Raw genomic sequence first — 20,285 nt, forward strand, 5'->3', positions numbered from 1 at the left:
TCAGCCATAGCTGCCCGGCTGCCCCTTACCCGGCAATTTTGATAGGCGGTGCTGACGCCACACTTTCCACCACTTTTACGGGAATGGATTTGGCTGCGGGTGTGCCACTGATTTCATCAAAATAATCCAGCGGCAAAAGAGGGTTGAGTTCCGGGTAGTATCCGGCAATCGCCCCACGAGACATGGGGTAAGCAATTACGCTCAACCCATCCACATACCGCCTTACGCCATCCTCGCTATAGGTTTCCAGACCGATAACAGTACCGTTCTCCAAGCCCCGCTCCGCCATGTCTTCCTTATTCATGAAGATAACAAGCCGGGTGTTATACACCCCGCGATACCGGTCATTATTACTGTAAATGGTGGTGTTATACTGGTCATGCGAACGGATGGTGGCCAGCCGCAACATAGCCTTATCGGTTATGGGCTCATTTACCTCCAGCCCCGGCATGACGAGAAAATTGGCTTTACCATTAGGCGTTTTCCACACACGCCGGCGCGGTGGAATATCCAGATGGAAGCCTCTGGGGTTTTTGATCTTCTCCGCAAAATCAGCATAGATTTCGGGATACACCTCGGCAATTTTGTCGCGTATCGGACCGTAATCCACCATATACTGCGCCCATGCCGTTTTAGAGTTGGGCAGTGCTTCCATGGCCATACGGCACACAATTTCCGTTTCCGGCAGAACATGATCACTGACCGGTTCAAACACCCCACGGGATGCCGTCACGTTAGACATGGCATCTTCAATAGTTATGAACTGCTCGCCTGCCGCCGTACGAATAATTTCAGACCGCGCAACAACAGGCAGGATCAGCGCATCCTTGCCATGCACCAGATGCCCTCTGTTCAGTTTTGTGGCAATGCCAACCGTCAGGTTCAGCTTACGCATAGCGGCATAAGAGCGGGGGGTATCCGGCACGGCATGAATAAAATTGCCACCCAGACCAATAAACACCTTGGCCGTACCAGCTTCCATGGCTTCAAGAGCCTCAACCACATGGTGACCGTGCTCACGCGGGGGCTCAAACCCAAACGCATCCCGCACGCGGTCCAGATAAAGCTGGGTTGGTTTTTCATCTATCCCGACCGTGCGATCCCCCTGCACATTGGAATGGCCGCGAATAGGTGCAATACCGGCACCAGGTTTACCAAAATTCCCGCACAGAAGCAGAATATTGGCCACCTGCTGCAACAGGCGAGAGCCTTCCTGATGCTGGGTCAGCCCCATACCGTAGCAGATGATAGTGGCTTTAGAGTTTTTGTAAATTTCACCAATTTTACGGATCTGTTCTTCAGAAACACCGGAAATACGGGTAATATCCGCCCAGGAACATCCCATCACATCCTCCCGCAACGCCTCAATCCCTGCGGTGTGTTCCTGAATGAAAGCGGTATCCAGCACGTTCTCCCCACGCGCCTCGGCTTCAAACAGCACTTTCATCATACCTTTGAAAATGGCGAGATCTCCGCCAATCCGCACATGCACGAATTCGCTGGAAATTGGGGTTGAACCGAACGTACCCATCTGCAGCACGTCCTGCGGCTCCGTAAAACGGATGAGCGCCCGTTCCGGCATGGGGTTAATCAGGATAATCGGCACGCCGCGTTTGCGGGCTTCCACCAGATTGGTCATCATGCGTGGCGAATTTGTGCCCGTATTCTGCCCCACCACAAATATGGCCTCAGCGTGCTCAAAATCCGCCAGCACAATTGTGCCCTTGCCAATGCCTATAGATGGCGGCAGGCCACGGCTTGTAGGCTCGTGACACATGTTTGAGCAATCAGGAAAGTTGTTGGTACCAAATTCACGAATAAAAATGGAATACAGGAAAGCCGTCTCATTCGCGGTGCGGCCCGATGTATAGAACTCGGCCTGATGTGGGCTTTCAAGCGCCTGCAAATGGCGGCCGATCATGGCGAACGCATTATCCCATGTGACGGGCACATATTTGTCTGTTGCGGCATCATACCGCATGGGCTCTGTCAGGCGACCCTGCATTTCCAGCCAGTAGTCACTTTTCTCCATCAGCTCCGTAACGGTGTAGCGCTCAAAAAAATCACGCGTGATACGCGCCTTTGTGGCTTCATGCGCAAGCGCCTTGGCACCGTTTTCACAAAACTCCAGTTTTTTACGATGATCCGCATCAGGAAAAGCGCAGCTTGGGCATTTAAAGCCCCCCGGCTGGTTCATGGCCAGAAGCCCGCGTGATCCCTTGACAAGAACACTTTGCTCCATCAGCACTTTTGCCGTGGCCCCTGCCGCCCCCCAGCCTCCTGCTGGATGATGATAGGGCTTGAATTCAGACTGTTTTTCTTTGCTCATGATATCAACCCTCTTGATAGGCGGCAGAGTAGTGCATGCCCCGCGCAGCACGGTTTTCTGATCGTCACTCTTTGTAAAACAGCGTCAGCAGATATCAGGCGTGTTCTGGTTGCAGCACGCCAAATTCCTTCATGGCAGGCACAAAGTTTTCGTTTTCATGCTTTGAACGTGCCAGTTTGATCAGTGCAAAACGCTGAAGCGGCGTCAGCCCCGCCCATTGGGCTGGTGTGGGCGGCACCACGCCATCCACCTGCGCCTGCCCCATCACCGCCTCCGGCATCCGGTCAGGCTCCTGCCAGTCTGCCAGAGTGGGGGCGTCCAGCGGCCGGAGGGGCTCATTACTGCGGGCGGCAATCAGGTGTGCCACAAGAGCGCGATACGCGGCCTGTTCATCTGCTGTGGTGCAGGGGAGTTTCGTCAACGTCTCCCGGTCTTCACGCGAGAACTGGCTCCATTGCCGCAGGCTCAGCTTGATGCAGACAATATCCAGCTTCTGTCGTGCAATCATTGGAATGCAACGCAATGACCCGGCAAAATCACGTTCAAACTCAAAAAGCATCGGACCCTGTCCTGAGTGAGCGGTGGAGGAAAGAGTGGCAAAAGCGTTGCCGCCCTACTTGGGAATCAACAAATGGAGGAGAGATGCAGCGGCAATGAACGCCGCCGTGCTGAGCGACCAGATGACCACAAACCAGCCAACCCGTGCGCCGGTCCGTTTGGGTGCGCCATCCCCATTGCCCTGAACAATATCAGTGATAGCCATCTGTTTCCGTCACCTTTCCGCGAAACACGCGATAAGAGTAGATTGTGTAGGTCAGGATGATGGGCAGCAGGATGGCCGTGCCAACAAGCTGAAAAAACTGGCTTGATGGCGGAGAGGACACATCCCACAACGTCAGCCCCGGCGGCACGGCATAGGGCCAGATGGTAATGCCCAGCCCGGAGAGGCACAGAAAGAACCAGCCCAGCGCGCACAGGAACGGCCCCTTGGAATGGTCCCGCCGCAGGCCCATGACCATCAGGCCACCAAGCAGCGCGACCAGAACAGGCACAGGCGCAACGAACAGCATATTGGGCCACGCCGTCCAACGGCGCAGATAAGGCGCATGCAGCAGCGGGGTCCAGATACTGACAGCAACAATGCAAAGGAAGAGCCCCACAGCCAGACGCGCCGCCCACCTGCGGCACGATGCCTCCAGAACGCCGGTTGTACGCCAGATCAACCATGTTGCACCCAGCAGGGCGTAGCCGCACATCACGGATAAGCCACACAGAATGCTGAACGGTGTCAGCCAGTCCAGTGGCCCACCGGCAAAAGCGCCATCCGTAACGGTAACACCCTGAACCACACCGGCCAGAATGGCACCCTGACAGAAAGCGGCCAGGCCGGAACCGACCATGAAACCAGTGGTCCAGAGCCGCTCACGCGGGGTGCCGCGCGTCATGACACGAAATTCAAACGCCACGCCCCGGAAGATCAACGCCAACAGCATCAGCACGATGGGCAGGTAAAAGGCGGGTAGCAGAGTGGCATACGCACCGGGGAAAACCCCATACAGCACGGCGCCGCCCAGAACCATCCATGTCTCGTTCCCGTCCCATACAGGGGCGATGGTGTTCACCATCACATCCCGGCGGCCGGGATCACGCTCCAGCGCAAAGAGCATGCCGATGCCCAGATCAAAACCATCAAGAATGACGTAAATACTTATGGCTGCAATCAGAATGACAGCCCAGACAATGGGGAGCCAGTATGCAAAGTCCATCATGGATCAGGCTCCTTTGCCAGCAGACGGGTCAATCACATCCGGATGCATGCGGGCTGCCAGAATATCGGATGCGTGAGAGGGGGGAGTGTCATGTTCGCCTTCCTGCGGCGCACGCCCCAGCAGGCGCACCAGAATGCCCATGCCAGAACCAAACACCAGCACATACACCACCACAAAGGCCGTCATGGTCACAGCCATGCTGGACAAAGCAATGGGAGAAACGCTGTCTGACGTGCGCAGCAGGCCGTAAACAGTCCAGGGCTGACGGCCGACTTCGGTGGTGATCCAGCCGCACAGCAGCGCCAGAAAACCAGCGGGAGCCATGCACAGGGCAACACGATGGAAGAGTGTATTGGTAAACAGGGTACTGTTGCGCCGTAACCAGAGGGACCAGAACCCCACAAGCGCCATAAGCATGCCCAACGCCACCATGATGCGGAAGGAGAAGAAAATAACAGGCGATGGCGGCCGTTGATCACGGGGGAAATCCTTCAGCCCCGGCACCTTGCCTTCCAGACTATGGGTGAGAATGAGTGAGCCCAGCAGCGGCACCTTGACGGCATAATCCGTCCGCTCTTCCTTCATGTTGGGAATACCAAACAGCAGTTCCGGCGCACGCCCTTCTGACGTCCAGTCACCTTCCATCGCTGCAATTTTTGCGGGCTGGTATTTCAACGTGTTCAGGCCATGGGCATCCCCGGCCATGATCTGGATAGGAGCCACAATGGCGGCCATCCACATGGCCATGGAGAACATCACCCGCACAGGTTCGCTGGCAATCCGCCCTTCACGCCGGGCCTTGAGCATGTGCCACGCCCCGGTTGCCCCAACAATGAACGCCACGGAGAGAAACGCCGCCAGCCCCATATGCACCAGCCGGAACGGGAAAGAGGGGTTGAAGATAATGGCCAGCCAGTCCGCTGGCATGAAGCGGCCGGTTGTGGGATCAATACTGTAGCCGCGCGGCGTCTGCATCCAGGAATTGGAGGAAAGGATCCATGTCATGGAAATCAGGGTGCCAATGGAAACGCAGCACGTGGCGGCAAAATGCAGCCCCCGTCCCACCTTGTTCATGCCGAACAGCATGACGCCCAGAAAACCCGCCTCCAGAAAAAAGGCGGTCATGACTTCATAGGATAACAGCACCCCGGTAATTGGCCCGGCCTTTTGAGAAAAGACAGACCAGTTGGTGCCAAATTCATAGGACATGACCAGGCCGGAGACGACGCCCATGCCAAAGACAATGGAGAAAACCTTGATCCAGTACCGGTAAAGATCAAGAAAAACTGGTCTTCCGGTCTTGAGCCAAAGCCCCTCCAGCACAGCCAGATAGGCCGCCAATCCAATGGAAAAAGCGGGGAAAATAATATGAACGCCTACTGTAAAGGCAAACTGAAAGCGCGCCAGAAGAAGCGCAAGGTCATGGGCAGGCTGCATTGGGTCTCATCCAAACATATGCATGTGGCTGCTCCACCAGAAAACAGCCTCCACAAACCCTGAAAGAAAGGGGCTGCTTCCTGCCATAAACGCCGCAGGGAACCATCCTGTTCCGCAACGAGCCACAATGCTCTTGCCCTGCACTAGATCAGCAAGAGCTCTGCCGTCCAAGACCTTTTCCTTATATAATAATAAACAGCAGTTATAATGGTGACCCGTTTGTGATCATTCTGCTTATCTGTCGCATTCTTGTATCTTGCCACGCTGCGCTGCATGCCTATGCTATGGCTCTGATATCGTTACACGATCGCGTTGTTGCGCGAGGAGCTTCAGACCGTTGGCCACACCTCAACCCATTGACACAAAACTGACCCAGGCCGCCCTTTTCCTGGTGGTAACCCTGAACAGTGATACCCCGGATGCCGCGGCCATAACGCAGATCAAGGCCCTTATGGGTGACCTGTCCTCCCTTGTTCGCGGTGTGGGATTCCGGGTGCCTGACGGCAGGCTAAGCTGCATTACGGGCATTGGGTCCAACGCGTGGGATCACCTTTTTGGCACACCACGCCCGCGTGAATTGCATCCCTTTCGGGAAATCAATGGCGTGCATCACGCCCCCTCCACACCGGGAGACCTGCTGTTCCATATCCGCGCCACCCGCATGGATCTGTGTTTTGAACTGGGCACGGCTATCGTGTCCCGGCTGGAAGGCGTCGCCTCCGTTGTGGATGAAGTTCACGGTTTCAAATATTTTGATGAACGTGATCTGCTCGGCTTTGTCGATGGCACGGAAAACCCCACCGGCCAGCCAGCCCTTGATGCGACCCTCATTGGTGAGGAAGACCCGGCTTTTGCTGGCGGCAGCTATGTCATTATTCAGAAATACCTGCATAACCTGAAAAAATGGGATGCCATCCCAACTGAAGTGCAGGAACATATTATTGGCCGCAAGAAACTATCGGATATTGAACTGCCAGAAGCCGATAAACCAAGCTATGCCCATAATGTGCTGACCAATATTGAAGAAAACGGGCAACAGCTTCAGATCGTGCGCGACAACATGCCGTTTGGTGAAGTGGGTAAAGGAGAGTTTGGCACCTACTTTATCGGCTATGCGTGCTCCCCTTCCCGCACGGAACAAATGCTGCAAAACATGTTCGTGGGCAAACCACCCGGAAATTACGACAGACTTCTGGATGTCAGCACCGCCGTTACGGGAACGCTGTTCTTTATTCCCACAAGTGATTTTCTGGACGGCGCGCCTGATCTGGAAACAGCCGATCAGCCAGCACCTGCCCCCACTCCAGCCCCTTCACCTACCCCTGATCTGCCGAGCGGCTCTCTTGGAATTGGGTCACTCAAATAAGGAGTTCTGACATGAACAATCTGCACAGACATCTGGCTCCCATTTCCTCCGCCGCCTGGGCCGAGATTGAAGATGAAGCCGCCCGCACCATCCGCCGCCATCTGGCTGGCCGCCGGGTTGTGGACACATCAGACCCCAAAGGCACCGCTTTTGCCGGTGTGGGCACCGGCCGCGCCAAACAGATTGAAACACTGGGCGAAGGTGTGCGGAGCGTTCTGCGGGATGTTCTGCCGCTGGTGGAACTGCGTGTTCCCTTTACCGTATCACGCGATGAAATTGATGCCGTGGAACGCGGCTCCCTTGATTCAGACTGGCAGCCAGTCAAGGACGCTGCAAAGAAAATTGCCTTTGCAGAAGATCGCGCCATTTTTGACGGATATGCCGCAGCAGGCATGACGGGCATCCGTCAGGGCACGTCAAACACGCATCTCAAACTCCCTGCATCGGTCAAGGATTATCCTGCCGTTATTTCTGCCGCGCTCAATGAATTACGTCTGGCGGGCGTCAATGGCCCTTATTCCATTGTGCTGGGAGCCTCGGCATTTGAGGCCGTCAACGGCGGCGATGATGAAGGCTACCCCATCCGCAAACATCTTGAGAGCCTGATTGACGGCAAGATCATCTGGGCCCCCGCCATTGAAGGTGCGTTTGTTGTCTCCACCCGTGGAGGTGATCTGGCGCTGGATATTGGGCAGGATTTTTCCATTGGCTATTTGAGCCACACGGCTGAAACGGTGGAGCTTTACCTGCAGGAAAGCTTTGTCTTCCGTGTGCTGACAAGTGAAGCCACTGTCGCCATTGACTAGTACACCTAAGGCCGTAGCCGTCTCCACAAGACGGCTACGGTTGATTACGCCCTACGCTCCCCGGTTTTCTGGATAGAACACAGAACGAGTTCTTTCCTCCACTCGCCTGCCCCTGGCACTCGCCCCCAAGAATAAAAGCCCCCTCTCCTGCAAAAATTGATCACCGTTTGGGGCAAGCCTATCAACAATAGGGAGGAAAAGTGTGCATTGGTAATAGCGCCTCCCCGCATCTCCTTGAGAAGCACGGTTTTATCTGTCGTGTTATCCAGGTGGGAGATATGCCCCACTCATCCAGAAACAGGTAGTCACAGTGCCGGAATTATTGCCCCCTAAAGACAGTTTGAAAACTTGCTTCACACAAAAGGAAGACTCGTCTCATGACCACGATTTCCATTGATGACTTCACCAAAATCGATATTCGCGTTGGAACAATCACTGATGTCCAGCCTTTCCCGGAAGCCCGCAAACCAGCTTGGAAACTAACCATTAACCTTGGCGCAGACATTGGGCTGAAACGCTCCAGTGCCCAGATTACGGAGCTCTATTCCGCCGAGGCTCTGATTGGCCGGAAGGTTGCATGTGTGGTGAACCTGCCACCCCGCCAGATTGGCCCGTTTGTTTCTGAAGTTCTGACCTTGGGCTTCCCTGATGATCAGAAGCGCGTGGTTCTGACTATCCCTGAACGAGATGTGCCTGATGGCAGCCGCCTCTTTTAAAAAGGCGTTTTTTTCTTATAACTATACAGAACAATACACCCACTACCCGTTTTGGTATAAAGGTATCCCTTGATGGGTGTTGCTCTCTTATGAAAGAGCACTCTTTCTATTCAGAGTGGCGTGCGTCTGATTGAAAGGCCGTGCACATAATGACGCAAACGGCCTGCCCTCTGTCTGCTTGAAGCATCACAGCACTGCGCAAACGCGCTTTCACTCCCCCTGAGGGGGCGACACACCTCTGTCTCGCAAAAGCTGCCGCAAAGCGAGAATAACGGGAAAAACTTCCACGTTATGATCGCCCCCCAGTTCCTTCCATGCTTGCTGTTCCAGTTCCACAATTTCACGATCTTCAAAGAAAACGCGCTCTGTAAAAGCAACCAGCACGGGCCATGCCAGATCAAGCAGAAAGGGCACTTTCAGCCGTTTAATTGATAACAGCCCGAAAACCCGGTTTGTCAATTCCTGCCTGTCTTGAGGAACATAAGAGATCCATAACTCCATGACAGGCTCATCAATACCCTGCGTTTCAATACGCAGGGTTTGATAGGGATACTGTGTGCGGATGGTCATCACATCCCTATAAGCGAAGTCCCGGCCATCCTTACGCCTCTGGCCGTAAATCAGGGCCTCACTCAAGGGTTGCTTGCCGCCTGTGCGGGCAAATGTATAACGCGCTTCTACAAAGTCCTCACCACGATCCATGCCAAGGAAACGGGGTTTCATTTTACCTACAAGCCGACTGTGCAACACCTGATGGTTCATATCCATCAGGTTTTCATGCATGAAACTGTAATGACAATTGACCACCTGCCCAAAACGTCTGGTACGATAACGTTTATCTCTTACACGTGGAAAATCAGGAAGCGGTTTGGTCTCGGCCAGCGCCTGATTGCCCATGAAAACAAAAATAAGCCCGTCTTTTTCCCGGCACGCCCACGGCTTGAGGCGAAGGAGACCCGCATCGGCAGCGCCATTTTGGGAAACACACTGCCCTTTTCTATCATATTTCAGACCATGAGCCAGACAGCTTATAAAATCCCCACAAACAGCACCTTTGCTCAGCGGCACCTGCTTATGGGGGCACAAACCATCCAATGCGTAAGGAGCACCGTTTGTAGGCCGCACCACCACCAGAGGATGGCCCGCAAACTGAACACCAAGAGCTTTACCGGGGCGCACTTCACGGGACCACGCAACGGGGTACCAAAAATTCGGATCACTTCTGACCCGTCTTAAATCAGCTTTTTCTAATAATGCAGCCTGCAAGGAATTTATAGTAGATCCATTTTTCATACTTATGGCCATCCCACACAACGCGGCTCAGACACAGGAAAAAAGATCTTCCCCTTGTAAGGATAGGGCTTCTCCTGCTTTTTTCCTGAACGCGTATACTCAGTTATCCGTCTTGAAAAGCACGCATTCCCGTTTGATTTTTGAGCAGATGCCTCAGACGGTAGAAGCCTTCCGCTTAGGGCAAACACGAATTTTACTTTTTTGCTGAGAAAAAGCGGAGCTCTTCAGGAACGTAAGCGCCCCTGACGGTTCTTGCGTGAAAAACGGCTGACACATGCAGCAGACAGACATGTCACTTTTCTCCTCCCTTCGGTACATCCCGCCCGACGGCTGGTGGCTGGACGATGGCAGGTCTCCTGGCTCGCGGATTATGGCTTGCTGATTCAACCTTCCCGTTTCCTGATGAAAACAGTGGCGCACGTTCTACGCGACCAAACCAGAAGCATACCGCCTACAGTTGCGGGAGCAGCCTCCGACTACGCCTTCAAGGTCACTCATTGACCCCTTGAGCATGACGGTGTTCCCTATTAACCCGCTTGCACGGGACCATCGAAGCGTTTTGCAGATACATCATGGGCCTAACCACCCCTCCCGCGCAAGATGCAATATAACATGGTAGAAGAACATAGCCATTAGCTCTGTGCATGGACTATAAAGAACGAACATATAAGAACGCACCCATTCTAAAAGAAAGTAAATTCCTCAGACCTTAGAATAGGACTCAAAAATTCCGTCGAACGTTTTCACTAATATCACGCAGGCTGAGAACAGTATTGACATTATTCGCATAAGACACAGAAACACAGACGTTCTTTTCCCTTTCAACAAGAAGGTCTGGATTAGGAAAAACGAGAGTATGGGTTGTAGCCCTTAAACACTTTCCAGATGCAAGAAGCAGAGGATCTAAAAAGGAACGCTTTGAAATCATGAATAAAAATGGTATAATTTTCATAATTATATAAATTATACGCATACACGGAGCATTGCATGCCTGTTCTTGAACGTAGCCATCTGGCCATTATTCAGGAAGTTGCCCGCGAAGGATCGCTTACGGCAGCCGCAGCCAAGCTTAATCTGACCCAGCCTGCGCTCAGCCATGCCATTCGCAAGCTGGAAGACCAGCTTGGCGTGAAAATCTGGCGGCGGGAGGGGCGCTCCCTTACCCCCACCCAAGCCGGTGAGTGGTTGTTATCCCTTGCCAACCGCTTGCTGCCGCAGTTTGCTCTGGCGGAAGACAGGTTGGAGCAATTTGCCAATGGCGAGCGAGGCACCTTACGCATCGGTATGGAATGCCACCCCTGCTACCAATGGCTTCTGAAAATTGTCTCACCGTATCTGGATCAATGGCCCAAAGTGGATGTGGACGTACGCCAGAAATTCCAGTTTGGCGGGATTGGGGCCCTGTTCAGCAACGAGATTGATATTCTTGTCACGCCAGATCCACTTTACAAACCGGGGCTGAGTTTCACCCCCGTTTTTGATTACGAGCTTGTTCTGGTTGTGGGGCCGGACCACCCCCTTCGGCACACCAAATTCATCCTGCCCCAGCAACTTGCCGGGGAAACCTTGATCACCTACCCGGTCCCTTCAGAACGCCTTGATATCTTCACGCAGTTTCTTCAGCCTGCTGGCATCAGTCCACGCCAGCAAAAGCAGATAGAAACCACGGACATCATGCTGGTCATGGTCGCGCATGGGCGCGGGGTTGCAGCCCTCCCCGGTTGGCTGGTGGAGGAATATGCATCCCGCTTTAATCTTTATCCCGTCCGGCTTGGCAAAACGGGTATTGCCAAGCAGATTTTCCTTGGTCAGCGCGAAACTGATGCCGACATTGAATATATGCGCGCCTTCATCCAGTTTGCGGCAGGAGCCATACCAACCCCCTAACGCGCTCAGAACCCCGCCTGAACGCTAATGGAAAAAGAACGCGGAGCCCCCAGCAGAATCTGCCCCGGATAACTGGTGTCTGCCCACTGCACAAAATGCTTATTGCCTATGTTATCAATCCGGCCATACACCGTAACACCCTTGTAAGCATGCCATCCTGCAAAAACATTTACCAAGGCATAATCTTTCAGGCTCAGGGTGTTGGCGTAATCCCCTTTACGCGCGGAAACATACCGTAACCCGGCCCCCAGATCGAGTGGCAGATCCGCCACCTGAGACCAAATCCCCCACAGGTTGGCCGTAACAGCCGGAACGTTGGGCACCTGATTACCAGAAGCATTCAGAGCGGCGCTGGGATGAAACGAACCATAACGTGAATAGGTGTACGCAACATTCCCGGACAGGCTCCAGTGCTGGTTCAGCACAAGATCACCCTGCCATTCCAGACCACGGGATTTCTGAACACCTGCCGTCGCCACCGTATCCGGGCCTGTTGCCACAAGCATGCGGGTGCGCCGGATATCATAAAACGACAGCGTTGTTGTAAAACGCCCGTGCCATGTGGAGGCCTTGACCCCAATCTCGCCCTGACGGGAATGGCTCAGGCGGCTGAACTGCCCCCGGTTAGCAAGAAAAATGTTAGACCCCGGAGGATCTTCCGCCGTGGTGTAAACACCGTAAAGACTGATATCTTTTGTCAGATCCCACACCGGGCCAATACGGAAATTGTCGGGATTGTAGTGCCCCTTGAAACTGCTGGCCGCATTGTACCCACCGTTCTGATTGTAGTTCTGACGGTTAAGGGCAAGCCAGTCATACCGAAAACCGCCTACAATACGCAGATTATCCCGAACAGTGAGAACATCTTCCAGAAAAAGACCGGCCTGCACCATGGTTGTAGGTGATTTACGGAAAGGATATTCGCCTGCAAACGTGCCCAGCGATGTCTGCTCTGGACTGACAAGAGAGACACTATCCGCATAGGACGCATCAGGAAAACCGCGATTACGGATAAACCGGAGATAATAGGCATCTCCGCCTAACACAAACCTGTTTTTCATGCCGAATATTTTGAAATCAAACTGCGTATGGAGGGTATCTCCTACCTGATGCTGGTTTTGATACACATAAAATCTGTCACGCCCAATCCGGCCTGGCGCGATATTGTTCCCTCCAGCATCCACCGCGCCTGTCTTGCCAATGTAGCTCAGGCTTTCGGCATTGTTCCAACGGCGCTTGGAATACACAAAATAACTGCTGTTATGAATCTGGATAGTGGGGCTTACCTGCCAGTCAAGATGCAGGGTGGGCGTTGCATTGACAGAACCCGCTCGTCCATCACGTACGTTATAATAGCGCCACAAGGACCCTCTGGTGACCCCCTGCCCCTTGGAGGAACTGAGCAAGCCGCCAACGCGCCCGCCTGTTTGTGCAAGAGAGACCAGTGGTGTGCCATAATAGGTGGAGAGACGGTCTGTCAGGTAATCCATGCTCAGGCGCGCGGTGAAACGGTTTGTTGGTTTCCACAACAGTGTGGTTGTAAAATCATCTGAATGTGGATCTGCGCCTTTTACAAACCCGTCGGATGACGTGCGGCTGAAGTCTGAGCGAATGGCAAGCGTTTTTGTAATGGGCACGGACCCACCCACACCTGCATTCCAGGTGTTGAAGCTGCCGTAGGATAAGAGCGCATTGGCATGGGCTGCATCAAAATCCGGCGTTCTGGCGCGCATGTCCACCGTGCCGCCGACTGCCCCTTGTCCGTACAGCACGGAAGAAGGACCCTTCAACACCTGCACGCTTTCCAGATTGAAGGTATTTTGGGGCCGGTTAACCATGGTTGTTGGCCCGAAATAAAGACCATCACGCAAGATGAGGATCTGGTTTCCGGTAAAGCCGCGCATCATCAACTGTGCCGGGCTACCAGGAGAACCACCGGAGGATACACCCGGCGCACTGTCCGCTGCACTTTCTGCCTGCGCATAACCACGCTGCATCATCAGATCATGCTGAATAACGTTAATGGTAGCAGGCGAATGCTGGATGGAAAGACCAAGCCGTCCACCAACACCAGCCACCGTTTTCAGGAAGGCCGTTTTCCCATGTGTGGTGATGTATTCCGCTTTTCCGGCGGATGTAACATTCTTGGAAAGAGGGCCGGTTACACTCTGTTTCTGACCAGAACCGGTTGTTTCTGCATGGCCCGCGCTCATGCAGAAAAGGCCAGACGCCATAAGCGTCACGATATAATAAACTGGTCGCACGGAATAGCTCCACCAAACATCACCGCGGTGGAGACGAGAGAGCTTCGCCTCGCCCCCGAATCACCCCGTTCGGCGGCTCCGTCCGTGACTTTTCTGCAATGGCAGGTCTCCTGGCTTGCTGGTCAACGGTGTGATGGATACCTTCCCGAACACCCGAAGGGGTATTCAGTGGCGTCATGTTTCCAAAAAACCTCACAGCGCACAGTTGCGGGGGCAGCACCGGCTTTTAACCGGTTTCCCTCTTAGCCTTGCAGCATCCCAGCAAGAGGAGGCTGAAGGCACCATAGCGATTGGCTGATAGACACAAACCCGTGAATTTTGTCAACGTGCGCGACATTTTTCCGAGCACTTCCCCAGTCTGCAAAGAATATTGCGGACTGCCCCATTTGTGTGCATTAGTTTGCTCACTTGTCGACAGTCCCGTGCGAACGGGCGAACAGGGAATGCCGTACGCCTTAGAGACCAAAGGCAAGTCGGCAGCTGCTCCCGCAACTGTATGCGGTATGGGTCTGATTTTTCCGCTGTAAAAGCGGGCCACTGGTGTCACCACCGGGAAGGCTGAATCAGAACCGATTATCCGCGAGCCAGGAGACCTGCTGTCGTCGTCTGACCGTGCCGCCGGGCGGGATGTACCGGAGGCTGGAGAGCGTACTGTGCAATGTGCCGCTGTGTGGTGTCTGTCTCATGCCTTGAAAAACGCAAGGCTTTGTTCCTGCTTTAGCTGGCGGGGAGATTTCTGAGAGATGATACTCGGTTTTCCTTCTCCACCCCGCGCCCGCACACCGCATGATGGTCTGCATCCGCTGGTGCGCACCATGATTGAACGCTGCCCGTCCCGTACGGATGCGCTCAGGGCAGCCCTTATGGCGCACATGCCACCGCCCAATACAGAACCGGACATTGTTCAAAGCGGTTACAGCATTTTTATGAAAACCTTCGGCCCCTGCCCCCGCCCATACCAAGACAGAGGCACTGCACTGGAAGCGGCTTTTCGGCCCATGCTGGCCCATGCCCTTGATCTTCTGGACGCGCTACCGCCCAAGCTGGCCTTTCAGACCACGAAAGACGCAGAGCATATTGTGCAGACATATGTCACGGTGCACTGGACAGTTGGGGCCAGAGCCGCCGCCATGGCGCTTTATGATGGCGTGACCTGAACCACGTTCTCTGATCCTGTCACGCATTTCCCGTTAAACTGCCTTGCTCCGGTTGCTCCCCTCATGCCCGCACCCCGTTTTATCAGCCTCACCTTTCTGGTGTGGTTCCTTACTTCTGGCACTTTGCTGGCCGCAGAAAACACCGCCCCTTCCGCCATGCCGGCACACGTGACAAAAAATAAATATGGTTCCAAAAAGAAGAGACTACAGCATGAACATCTGACTGTGGTGGGGCATTCTCTTGAAGACACGCTCCCTGAACACCTTGCCCGCTCAGGGGTAAAAGTGGATGTTGTTCGGGCGCAAGCCATACGCAACGGAAACTATGTTGATGTGGCTCAGGCTCTCTCCGCCCTCGCGCCCTCCATGTCCGTCGCGCTCAAGAATGGTCCTTTCGATTACGCGGATGTTTCCCTTATGGGCTCACGCACCGAAGATGTGCTCTGGTTAGTGGACGGGGTGCGGATCAACAACCGCCTCTACGGTAGCACCCCGCCCCTTGATACACTGCCAGCCGCCATTGTTGACAGAATTGAAATTCTGGATGGAGGCCAGTCCCTTTTTTATGGCACGCAGGCCGTAGCGGGGGCGGTGAATATTGTTACCCGTCCTTTTTCCGATCATCTCACCGGCCAGATAACCGCATCTGGAGACAGCAACACCGGCAGACATCTTGACGGGTATCTGGCCAATGCGATTGGGAAACATCGTTTTGTTGTCTATGCCTCGGGGGACGGAACAGACGGCTATCGCGCGTTTCGGAAACAGGATTATCAGCCTAGCGCAACACATCGGGACCGTAAATATTCCGTTTATACCGTTGGCGCAAAATACAATGTGGACATTACGTCAAAACTCAATCTGACAGCCACCTACCAGCATACCATTGCCAACTTGGACTATGCCCGCCCTTACCGGGTGGCAAAAAATACAAATGACCGGGTGGAAGATCTTGCCACGCTCAAACTGGATTTTCATCCGCTGGAGCGTCTGAATTTCTATGTGAAAGGGTATTACCATAACTGGGATACCCATTATGACACGATTTATAATGATCTAAAGCACCCCGGCCAGCGTGATGTGCTCTACCGCAATGCCTATTGGGGGTATGAAGATTACGGCGTCAATGTGCTTGGGCGCGCCATCCTGCATCGGGGGCTGGAAGCATGGTTCGGCTATGACATGCAACGCTATGGGGGGCAGGACAACGTTCTGCGTATTCTTCCGCAAACGGAAATGACCAACGCAGGCTTTGCACAACTCAGAATGACCCCAGATCTGCTTCCTCATGCCCATATTGCCGCGGGTTTCCGTTACAACAGCCCCACTACCGGACGCTCAGCCACAATCTGGAATGTGGTAGGGCGATATGATCTCCCCTTCAATCTGTATGCAAGAGGTGAAGTGGGCACCAACTTCCGCCTGCCGACGGCTGAAGAACTGTTTGCTGATGATCCGCAGGATGAAAGAGGCAACCCGAACCTCAAACCCGAAAGAAGCCTGAGTGCCAATTTCTCCCTTGGCCAACGCCTGCAAAGTGGCCGTTTTGGAATACACTGGGACCTGACAGGCTTTGTTCGGCGGATTGATAATCTGATTGACTACACAACCTTTGATGAAAAAACCGGCCAGGAGGTTTTTGGTAACGAGAACGGAACCGTACATGTGAACGGTGTCAGCATTTCAGGGGGAATGGAATTCAACCATAGTTTTTCATGGGACACCGCCTTTACATGGAACCACGCCCGCCAGAATAACGGGTTGCAAATGGTGCAGATTCCCCGCAGCCTCGTTAAAACCAGTCTGGATTACCACCCAAAGGATCTGCCTTTTGGGTTAACCGCAACATTTGTTTATACGGGGTCACAATATATCTCTGTTTCGGGGCAGAGAATAAACTATGGCAATTACCCTGTTCTGAATGTGTCGGGCCGTTATTATATTGATAAGGAGCGCCACCACACCTTGAATTTCAGCATTCAGAATCTGACTGGCGCGGAATACGGCAGACCAAGCCGTGGATGCAAAGATACATCGACTGATGGTCCGTACGGATGCTCCCTCCCTTATCGGTATGTTTCTCTTGGGTGGCCACGCACGTTTCAGCTTGCCTATACCTATCGGTTCTGATGCCCAGATTACCAAAATTGGCTTTACGCACCTTATATCTTACCCACAGGTGGACCGGAATCTGCATGGGCCTGCTTATGGTTTTATGGTGCGCTTCTGGCATTGTCATGCTCTGGCACGGATGGCCGCAACCGGATGAGAAAGCCCAGCAGGCCGTTTATGCTCCACTGCATCTGCCGGATACTCTGCCTGATATTCCCAGCCTGAGCGCGCCCAATGCTCAGTTCCGTGGGTTTCGCCTTGCCTCGATTGGAGATGAACCTGTTCTGACCCTCTATCCAGCCAAGGGTTCATCCTTCGCAGTTGATTTAAGGACAGGACACACTGGAACAATTACCCCAGAAAACGCCAGCGTCAGCGCTCGACGCTATGCGCAGGCCACCGGCACCTATCAGGAACCCGTTTTTGATGGAACCACCACGGATGACCAATGGGTGCTGGATACGCATGGACGGCAGGATGGTTTTCACCGCTACCGCTTTGAAGATGTATCAAGAACTTATCTCTATGTTTCTCGCCTGACAGGCGATGTTGTGCAGGCCACCACGGCAGCATCGCGGCGCTGGGCTTGGGTTGGTGCCATTCCTCACTGGCTGTACCCGGCACTATTACGCAGGCACCCCGCCCTATGGCAGCAGGTTGTTATTGTTTTTTCGGGCATAGGCGTGTTCCTGACCATAACCGGGCTTTTGGTGGGGGTTTTACGCCTGCGCCGTAAATGGCCGTTTTCCTATTATCGACGCTGGCATCTTGTCCACCATCTTGGCGGCACAGTATTTGGCCTTCTGGCGTTATCCTGGATTACAACAGGATTACTGACCATGAACCCGGCTGGACTTTTTGAAAGTGAGCAGGCTCTTCTCTACCCGCAACGTGTGAGTGGCGCTGTGAATGGGCGCACTATTCAAACATTTCTTCAGAAATTCATCACCACCCACCCATCCGCATGGACGCAGGTTCAGGGCGTGGTTCTGGCCGACAAAGTGTCATTACGTGTTGAAAAAAGAGACGGTCAGTCCGAGCGTTTGACCGCACAGCTTCAACCGGAACGTCTGACACCAGACATGCTGGAGAAGGCCCTCCACCAGCGGCATGTTCTTTCCCCACAGTCTGACCTCTCCCTCATAACGCGGCCCGATGCCTATTATTTTAACCATGCCACACGCATCCGCACCTTCCCCGTTCTGAAAGGGACCGCGCCTGATGGCACGCTTCTCTACCTGAACGCGCAAACCGGAGAACTGGTCGCAGCGTTTGATACCCCCGCCAAACAATCCCGATGGATTGTTTACGGGCTGCATGACCTTGACCTATGGGAGTGGCTCCGCAAACCGGTTGCAAGATGGACTATTGTTTTTCCACTCCTATGCGGCGTCCTGCTGATTTACCTTTCAGGCGTTATCATTGCCGCCAAACGCCTGAAGTGGAAAATGGGCAGAAGAACAAGTTCATCAGGACAAAAAAACCTGATTAAATCATGATTTCCTGCAAGTTATATCCGTAAGGGATCATCAGCATAGCTCCTCGCTCTCCAGCAACATCCAGGGAAGAAACAAGGAGTGCCTACATTTCTATCAAGCGTAGCGCATGACGACGCCACGCACCCGGTATAACAGTTATTGCAGCACCTTTTTCTGCTGTTGGGAAACAGGTTGCCTGTCCAGTAAAATGCCTTGTGCCAAACGGTCGAGAAACAACAGACCATCCAGCCAGCAACCAATCTCACTGTGGTTGCCTATATGCCCAACACGCCCGGCATCCACAAAAGTGGCCCCCCAATAGCGCGCCAGAAAGCGGGCTCGGCGGACACTCAGCCATGGGTCATTTCTGCTGGCCACAACAAGGGCCGGAAAAGGCAGGTGAGATAACGGAACGGGGCTAAAAGCTTCCACCCGATGCGCATCTTCCTGCGGGCTGTTCTCCACGTCCGCCGGGGCCACCAGAAGCGCCCCGGCCACCTTTGACAGAAGCCCTTTGTGGGCAGCATGCACAACCACAATACTGCCAAGACTGTGCGCCACAAGCAGAACAGGCTTTTTGCTACGGGCTACGGCGCTGGCAAGCTTTTTCAGCCAGCCATCATAAGAAGGCTTGGTCCAGTTTTCCTGCCGCACACGCCGTACAGCACAGTTATTCTGCGTAAACACCTTCTGCCAGCGAGATTGCCAATGCTTCGGCCCCGAACCATCCAACCCGGGCACAATCACAACCTCAAATGGGGCCAGGGAATAAGAAAGATGATGAAACACATCTTCCGGATCTGTGCTGATATCCCACAGTTTCCGCTCAATATGGCGGAGCGCTGTATGGTACGCAGCATTATCCCAAGGGGTGGCGGGAGATGACACGCGCTTTTCTCCCGCAGCATAAGTCAGGGGCTCATTCTTGTTCATCACAGAATGCCTTGCGTTATCGGGCGGAACCGAAAATCAGGGAACGGACGGTGTTTTGTGGTCTGCGGAAAGTTTGACCAACCGCAAATAGGGCTTGAGTGCCTTCCACCCTTGCGGAAACAGTTTCCGAGCCTCGTCATCACTCACGGATGGCGCAATAATCACCTCTTCACCCGCGCGCCAATCAGCAGGTGTGGTGACTTTCTGGCTGTCTGTCAGTTGCAGACTATCCAGCACACGCAAAATCTCATCAAAATTCCGCCCGGCTGAGGGAGGATACGTCAGTGTGAGTCTGATTTTCTTGTTTGGATCAATAATGAAAACACTCCGGACCGTTACTTTCGGGTCGGCTTCCGGGTGGATCATGCCATATAGGGTCGCCACCTTTTTATCGGCATCTGCCAGAATGGGGAAATCAACCGTGCTGCCCTGCGTTTCGGCAATATCGGCTTCCCATGCGTTATGATCTTTCAGTTCATCCACAGACAAGCCCAGAACCTTTGTGTTCCGCCTGGCCCATGCTGGTGCAAGACGAGCCACCGCCCCCAGTTCCGTTGTGCAGACAGGCGTAAAATCCTTGGGGTGACTGAACAGAATACCCCAGCCAGACCCAAGCCATGAATGAAAATGAATAGGCCCTTGTGTGCTGTCCTGCACAAAATCCGGGGCCGTTTGTCCGAGTTGAATGGTCATATCCGCCGCTCCAAATCACATCAGGAAATATGAAATAAGTTAACC

At 53.7% G+C, this 20,285-nt stretch carries 16 protein-coding genes and 3 riboswitches; of the genes, 7 read left to right on the forward strand and 9 right to left on the reverse strand.

Annotation, left to right across the window (positions count from 1 at the left end):
* Nucleotides 1-25 precede the first annotated feature (25 nt).
* The 5 genes from AD944_RS10610 to AD944_RS10625 all read right to left on the reverse strand — a co-directional run bounded on the left by AD944_RS10610 (nucleotide 26) and on the right by AD944_RS10625 (nucleotide 5,535).
* Nucleotides 26-2,329 carry an FdhF/YdeP family oxidoreductase gene (locus AD944_RS10610; RefSeq protein ID WP_045542472.1) on the reverse strand — a complete coding sequence of 768 codons (2,304 nt, stop codon included), beginning with the start codon at nucleotides 2,327-2,329 and terminating at the stop codon, nucleotides 26-28.
* A gap of 94 nt (nucleotides 2,330-2,423) precedes the next feature.
* Complete coding sequence (locus AD944_RS10615) at nucleotides 2,424-2,888, reverse strand: nitrate reductase associated protein (protein WP_035380366.1); 465 nt, start codon at nucleotides 2,886-2,888, stop codon at nucleotides 2,424-2,426.
* 54 nt (nucleotides 2,889-2,942) lie between these two features.
* Nucleotides 2,943-3,092 carry a DUF2474 family protein gene (locus AD944_RS16400; RefSeq protein WP_006558391.1) on the reverse strand — a complete coding sequence of 50 codons (150 nt, stop codon included), beginning with the start codon at nucleotides 3,090-3,092 and terminating at the stop codon, nucleotides 2,943-2,945.
* Nucleotides 3,079-4,098 (reverse strand): cytochrome d ubiquinol oxidase subunit II, encoded by a 1,020-nt coding sequence (cydB, locus tag AD944_RS10620; protein ID WP_035380368.1) that lies wholly within the window; start codon nucleotides 4,096-4,098, stop codon nucleotides 3,079-3,081. The genes AD944_RS16400 and cydB overlap by 14 nt, the downstream gene beginning before the upstream one ends.
* Before the next feature lie 3 nt (nucleotides 4,099-4,101).
* Nucleotides 4,102-5,535: a cytochrome ubiquinol oxidase subunit I gene (locus tag AD944_RS10625; RefSeq protein ID WP_006558393.1), complete on the reverse strand. Its 1,434-nt coding sequence runs from the start codon at nucleotides 5,533-5,535 to the stop codon at nucleotides 4,102-4,104.
* A 337-nt stretch (nucleotides 5,536-5,872) separates the two neighbouring features.
* On the opposite strand from AD944_RS10625, the gene AD944_RS10630 reads away from it, so the two are divergent.
* From AD944_RS10630 to AD944_RS10640, 3 genes are all read left to right on the forward strand, one after another.
* A complete protein-coding gene (locus AD944_RS10630; protein WP_045542473.1) occupies nucleotides 5,873-6,901 on the forward strand; it encodes a Dyp-type peroxidase in 1,029 nt (342 codons plus the stop codon).
* Between the two features lie 11 nt (nucleotides 6,902-6,912).
* Nucleotides 6,913-7,707, forward strand: a complete 795-nt coding sequence (locus tag AD944_RS10635; protein ID WP_045542474.1) for a family 1 encapsulin nanocompartment shell protein — start codon at nucleotides 6,913-6,915, stop codon at nucleotides 7,705-7,707.
* 377 nt (nucleotides 7,708-8,084) lie between these two features.
* Nucleotides 8,085-8,423: a tRNA-binding protein gene (locus AD944_RS10640; protein ID WP_045542475.1), complete on the forward strand. Its 339-nt coding sequence runs from the start codon at nucleotides 8,085-8,087 to the stop codon at nucleotides 8,421-8,423.
* A 210-nt stretch (nucleotides 8,424-8,633) separates the two neighbouring features.
* Here AD944_RS10640 and AD944_RS10645 read toward each other — a convergent pair whose 3' ends face one another.
* Nucleotides 8,634-9,716, reverse strand: a complete 1,083-nt coding sequence (locus tag AD944_RS10645; RefSeq protein WP_035380504.1) for a Rieske 2Fe-2S domain-containing protein — start codon at nucleotides 9,714-9,716, stop codon at nucleotides 8,634-8,636.
* A 329-nt stretch (nucleotides 9,717-10,045) separates the two neighbouring features.
* Nucleotides 10,046-10,282: riboswitch (cobalamin riboswitch) on the reverse strand.
* A 421-nt stretch (nucleotides 10,283-10,703) separates the two neighbouring features.
* On the opposite strand from AD944_RS10645, the gene AD944_RS10650 reads away from it, so the two are divergent.
* Complete coding sequence (locus AD944_RS10650; protein WP_045542476.1) at nucleotides 10,704-11,603, forward strand: LysR family transcriptional regulator; 900 nt, start codon at nucleotides 10,704-10,706, stop codon at nucleotides 11,601-11,603.
* Between the two features lie 5 nt (nucleotides 11,604-11,608).
* Here AD944_RS10650 and AD944_RS10655 read toward each other — a convergent pair whose 3' ends face one another.
* On the reverse strand, nucleotides 11,609-13,867 hold the full coding sequence (locus AD944_RS10655; RefSeq protein ID WP_236709214.1) for a TonB-dependent receptor: 2,259 nt from the start codon (nucleotides 13,865-13,867) through the stop codon (nucleotides 11,609-11,611).
* An 83-nt stretch (nucleotides 13,868-13,950) separates the two neighbouring features.
* A riboswitch (cobalamin riboswitch) is annotated at nucleotides 13,951-14,168 on the reverse strand.
* Nucleotides 14,169-14,265: 97 nt separating this feature from the next.
* A riboswitch (cobalamin riboswitch) is annotated at nucleotides 14,266-14,482 on the forward strand.
* Between the two features lie 128 nt (nucleotides 14,483-14,610).
* Between AD944_RS10655 and AD944_RS10660 the strand changes: the two genes are divergently transcribed.
* The 3 genes from AD944_RS10660 (at nucleotide 14,611) to AD944_RS10670 (ending at nucleotide 18,635) form a co-directional block, all read left to right on the forward strand.
* A complete protein-coding gene (locus AD944_RS10660) occupies nucleotides 14,611-15,024 on the forward strand; it encodes a hypothetical protein (protein WP_045542478.1) in 414 nt (137 codons plus the stop codon).
* A 63-nt stretch (nucleotides 15,025-15,087) separates the two neighbouring features.
* A complete protein-coding gene (locus AD944_RS10665; RefSeq protein WP_052427176.1) occupies nucleotides 15,088-17,154 on the forward strand; it encodes a TonB-dependent receptor plug domain-containing protein in 2,067 nt (688 codons plus the stop codon).
* A complete protein-coding gene (locus tag AD944_RS10670; protein WP_261763741.1) occupies nucleotides 17,154-18,635 on the forward strand; it encodes a PepSY domain-containing protein in 1,482 nt (493 codons plus the stop codon). The genes AD944_RS10665 and AD944_RS10670 overlap by 1 nt, the downstream gene beginning before the upstream one ends.
* Before the next feature lie 135 nt (nucleotides 18,636-18,770).
* Here the strand turns inward: AD944_RS10670 and AD944_RS10675 are convergent, their stop codons facing one another.
* Complete coding sequence (locus AD944_RS10675; RefSeq protein WP_082741230.1) at nucleotides 18,771-19,547, reverse strand: RBBP9/YdeN family alpha/beta hydrolase; 777 nt, start codon at nucleotides 19,545-19,547, stop codon at nucleotides 18,771-18,773.
* Between the two features lie 36 nt (nucleotides 19,548-19,583).
* Entirely contained in the window at nucleotides 19,584-20,240 is a 657-nt protein-coding gene (locus AD944_RS10680) for a peroxiredoxin (protein WP_045542480.1), read from the reverse strand.
* Nucleotides 20,241-20,285: the final 45 nt, after the last annotated feature.

The organism is Acetobacter tropicalis, from assembly GCF_001580915.1.
GTDB classification, from domain to species: domain Bacteria; phylum Pseudomonadota; class Alphaproteobacteria; order Acetobacterales; family Acetobacteraceae; genus Acetobacter; species Acetobacter tropicalis.

Coding starts and splice junctions, on each gene's coding strand:
- cydB (WP_035380368.1), bottom strand. CDS start 4,098: ATGATGGACTTTGCATACTGGCTCCCCATTGTCTGGGCTGTCATTCTG.
- AD944_RS10680 (WP_045542480.1), bottom strand. CDS start 20,240: ATGACCATTCAACTCGGACAAACGGCCCCGGATTTTGTGCAGGACAGC.
- AD944_RS10670 (WP_261763741.1), top strand. CDS start 17,154: ATGCCCAGATTACCAAAATTGGCTTTACGCACCTTATATCTTACCCAC.
- AD944_RS10645 (WP_035380504.1), bottom strand. CDS start 9,716: ATGAAAAATGGATCTACTATAAATTCCTTGCAGGCTGCATTATTAGAA.
- AD944_RS10665 (WP_052427176.1), top strand. CDS start 15,088: ATGCCCGCACCCCGTTTTATCAGCCTCACCTTTCTGGTGTGGTTCCTT.
- AD944_RS10625 (WP_006558393.1), bottom strand. CDS start 5,535: ATGCAGCCTGCCCATGACCTTGCGCTTCTTCTGGCGCGCTTTCAGTTT.
- AD944_RS10615 (WP_035380366.1), bottom strand. CDS start 2,888: ATGCTTTTTGAGTTTGAACGTGATTTTGCCGGGTCATTGCGTTGCATT.
- AD944_RS10660 (WP_045542478.1), top strand. CDS start 14,611: ATGATACTCGGTTTTCCTTCTCCACCCCGCGCCCGCACACCGCATGAT.
- AD944_RS10640 (WP_045542475.1), top strand. CDS start 8,085: ATGACCACGATTTCCATTGATGACTTCACCAAAATCGATATTCGCGTT.
- AD944_RS10650 (WP_045542476.1), top strand. CDS start 10,704: ATGCCTGTTCTTGAACGTAGCCATCTGGCCATTATTCAGGAAGTTGCC.
- AD944_RS16400 (WP_006558391.1), bottom strand. CDS start 3,092: ATGGCTATCACTGATATTGTTCAGGGCAATGGGGATGGCGCACCCAAA.
- AD944_RS10635 (WP_045542474.1), top strand. CDS start 6,913: ATGAACAATCTGCACAGACATCTGGCTCCCATTTCCTCCGCCGCCTGG.
- AD944_RS10675 (WP_082741230.1), bottom strand. CDS start 19,547: ATGAACAAGAATGAGCCCCTGACTTATGCTGCGGGAGAAAAGCGCGTG.
- AD944_RS10610 (WP_045542472.1), bottom strand. CDS start 2,329: ATGAGCAAAGAAAAACAGTCTGAATTCAAGCCCTATCATCATCCAGCA.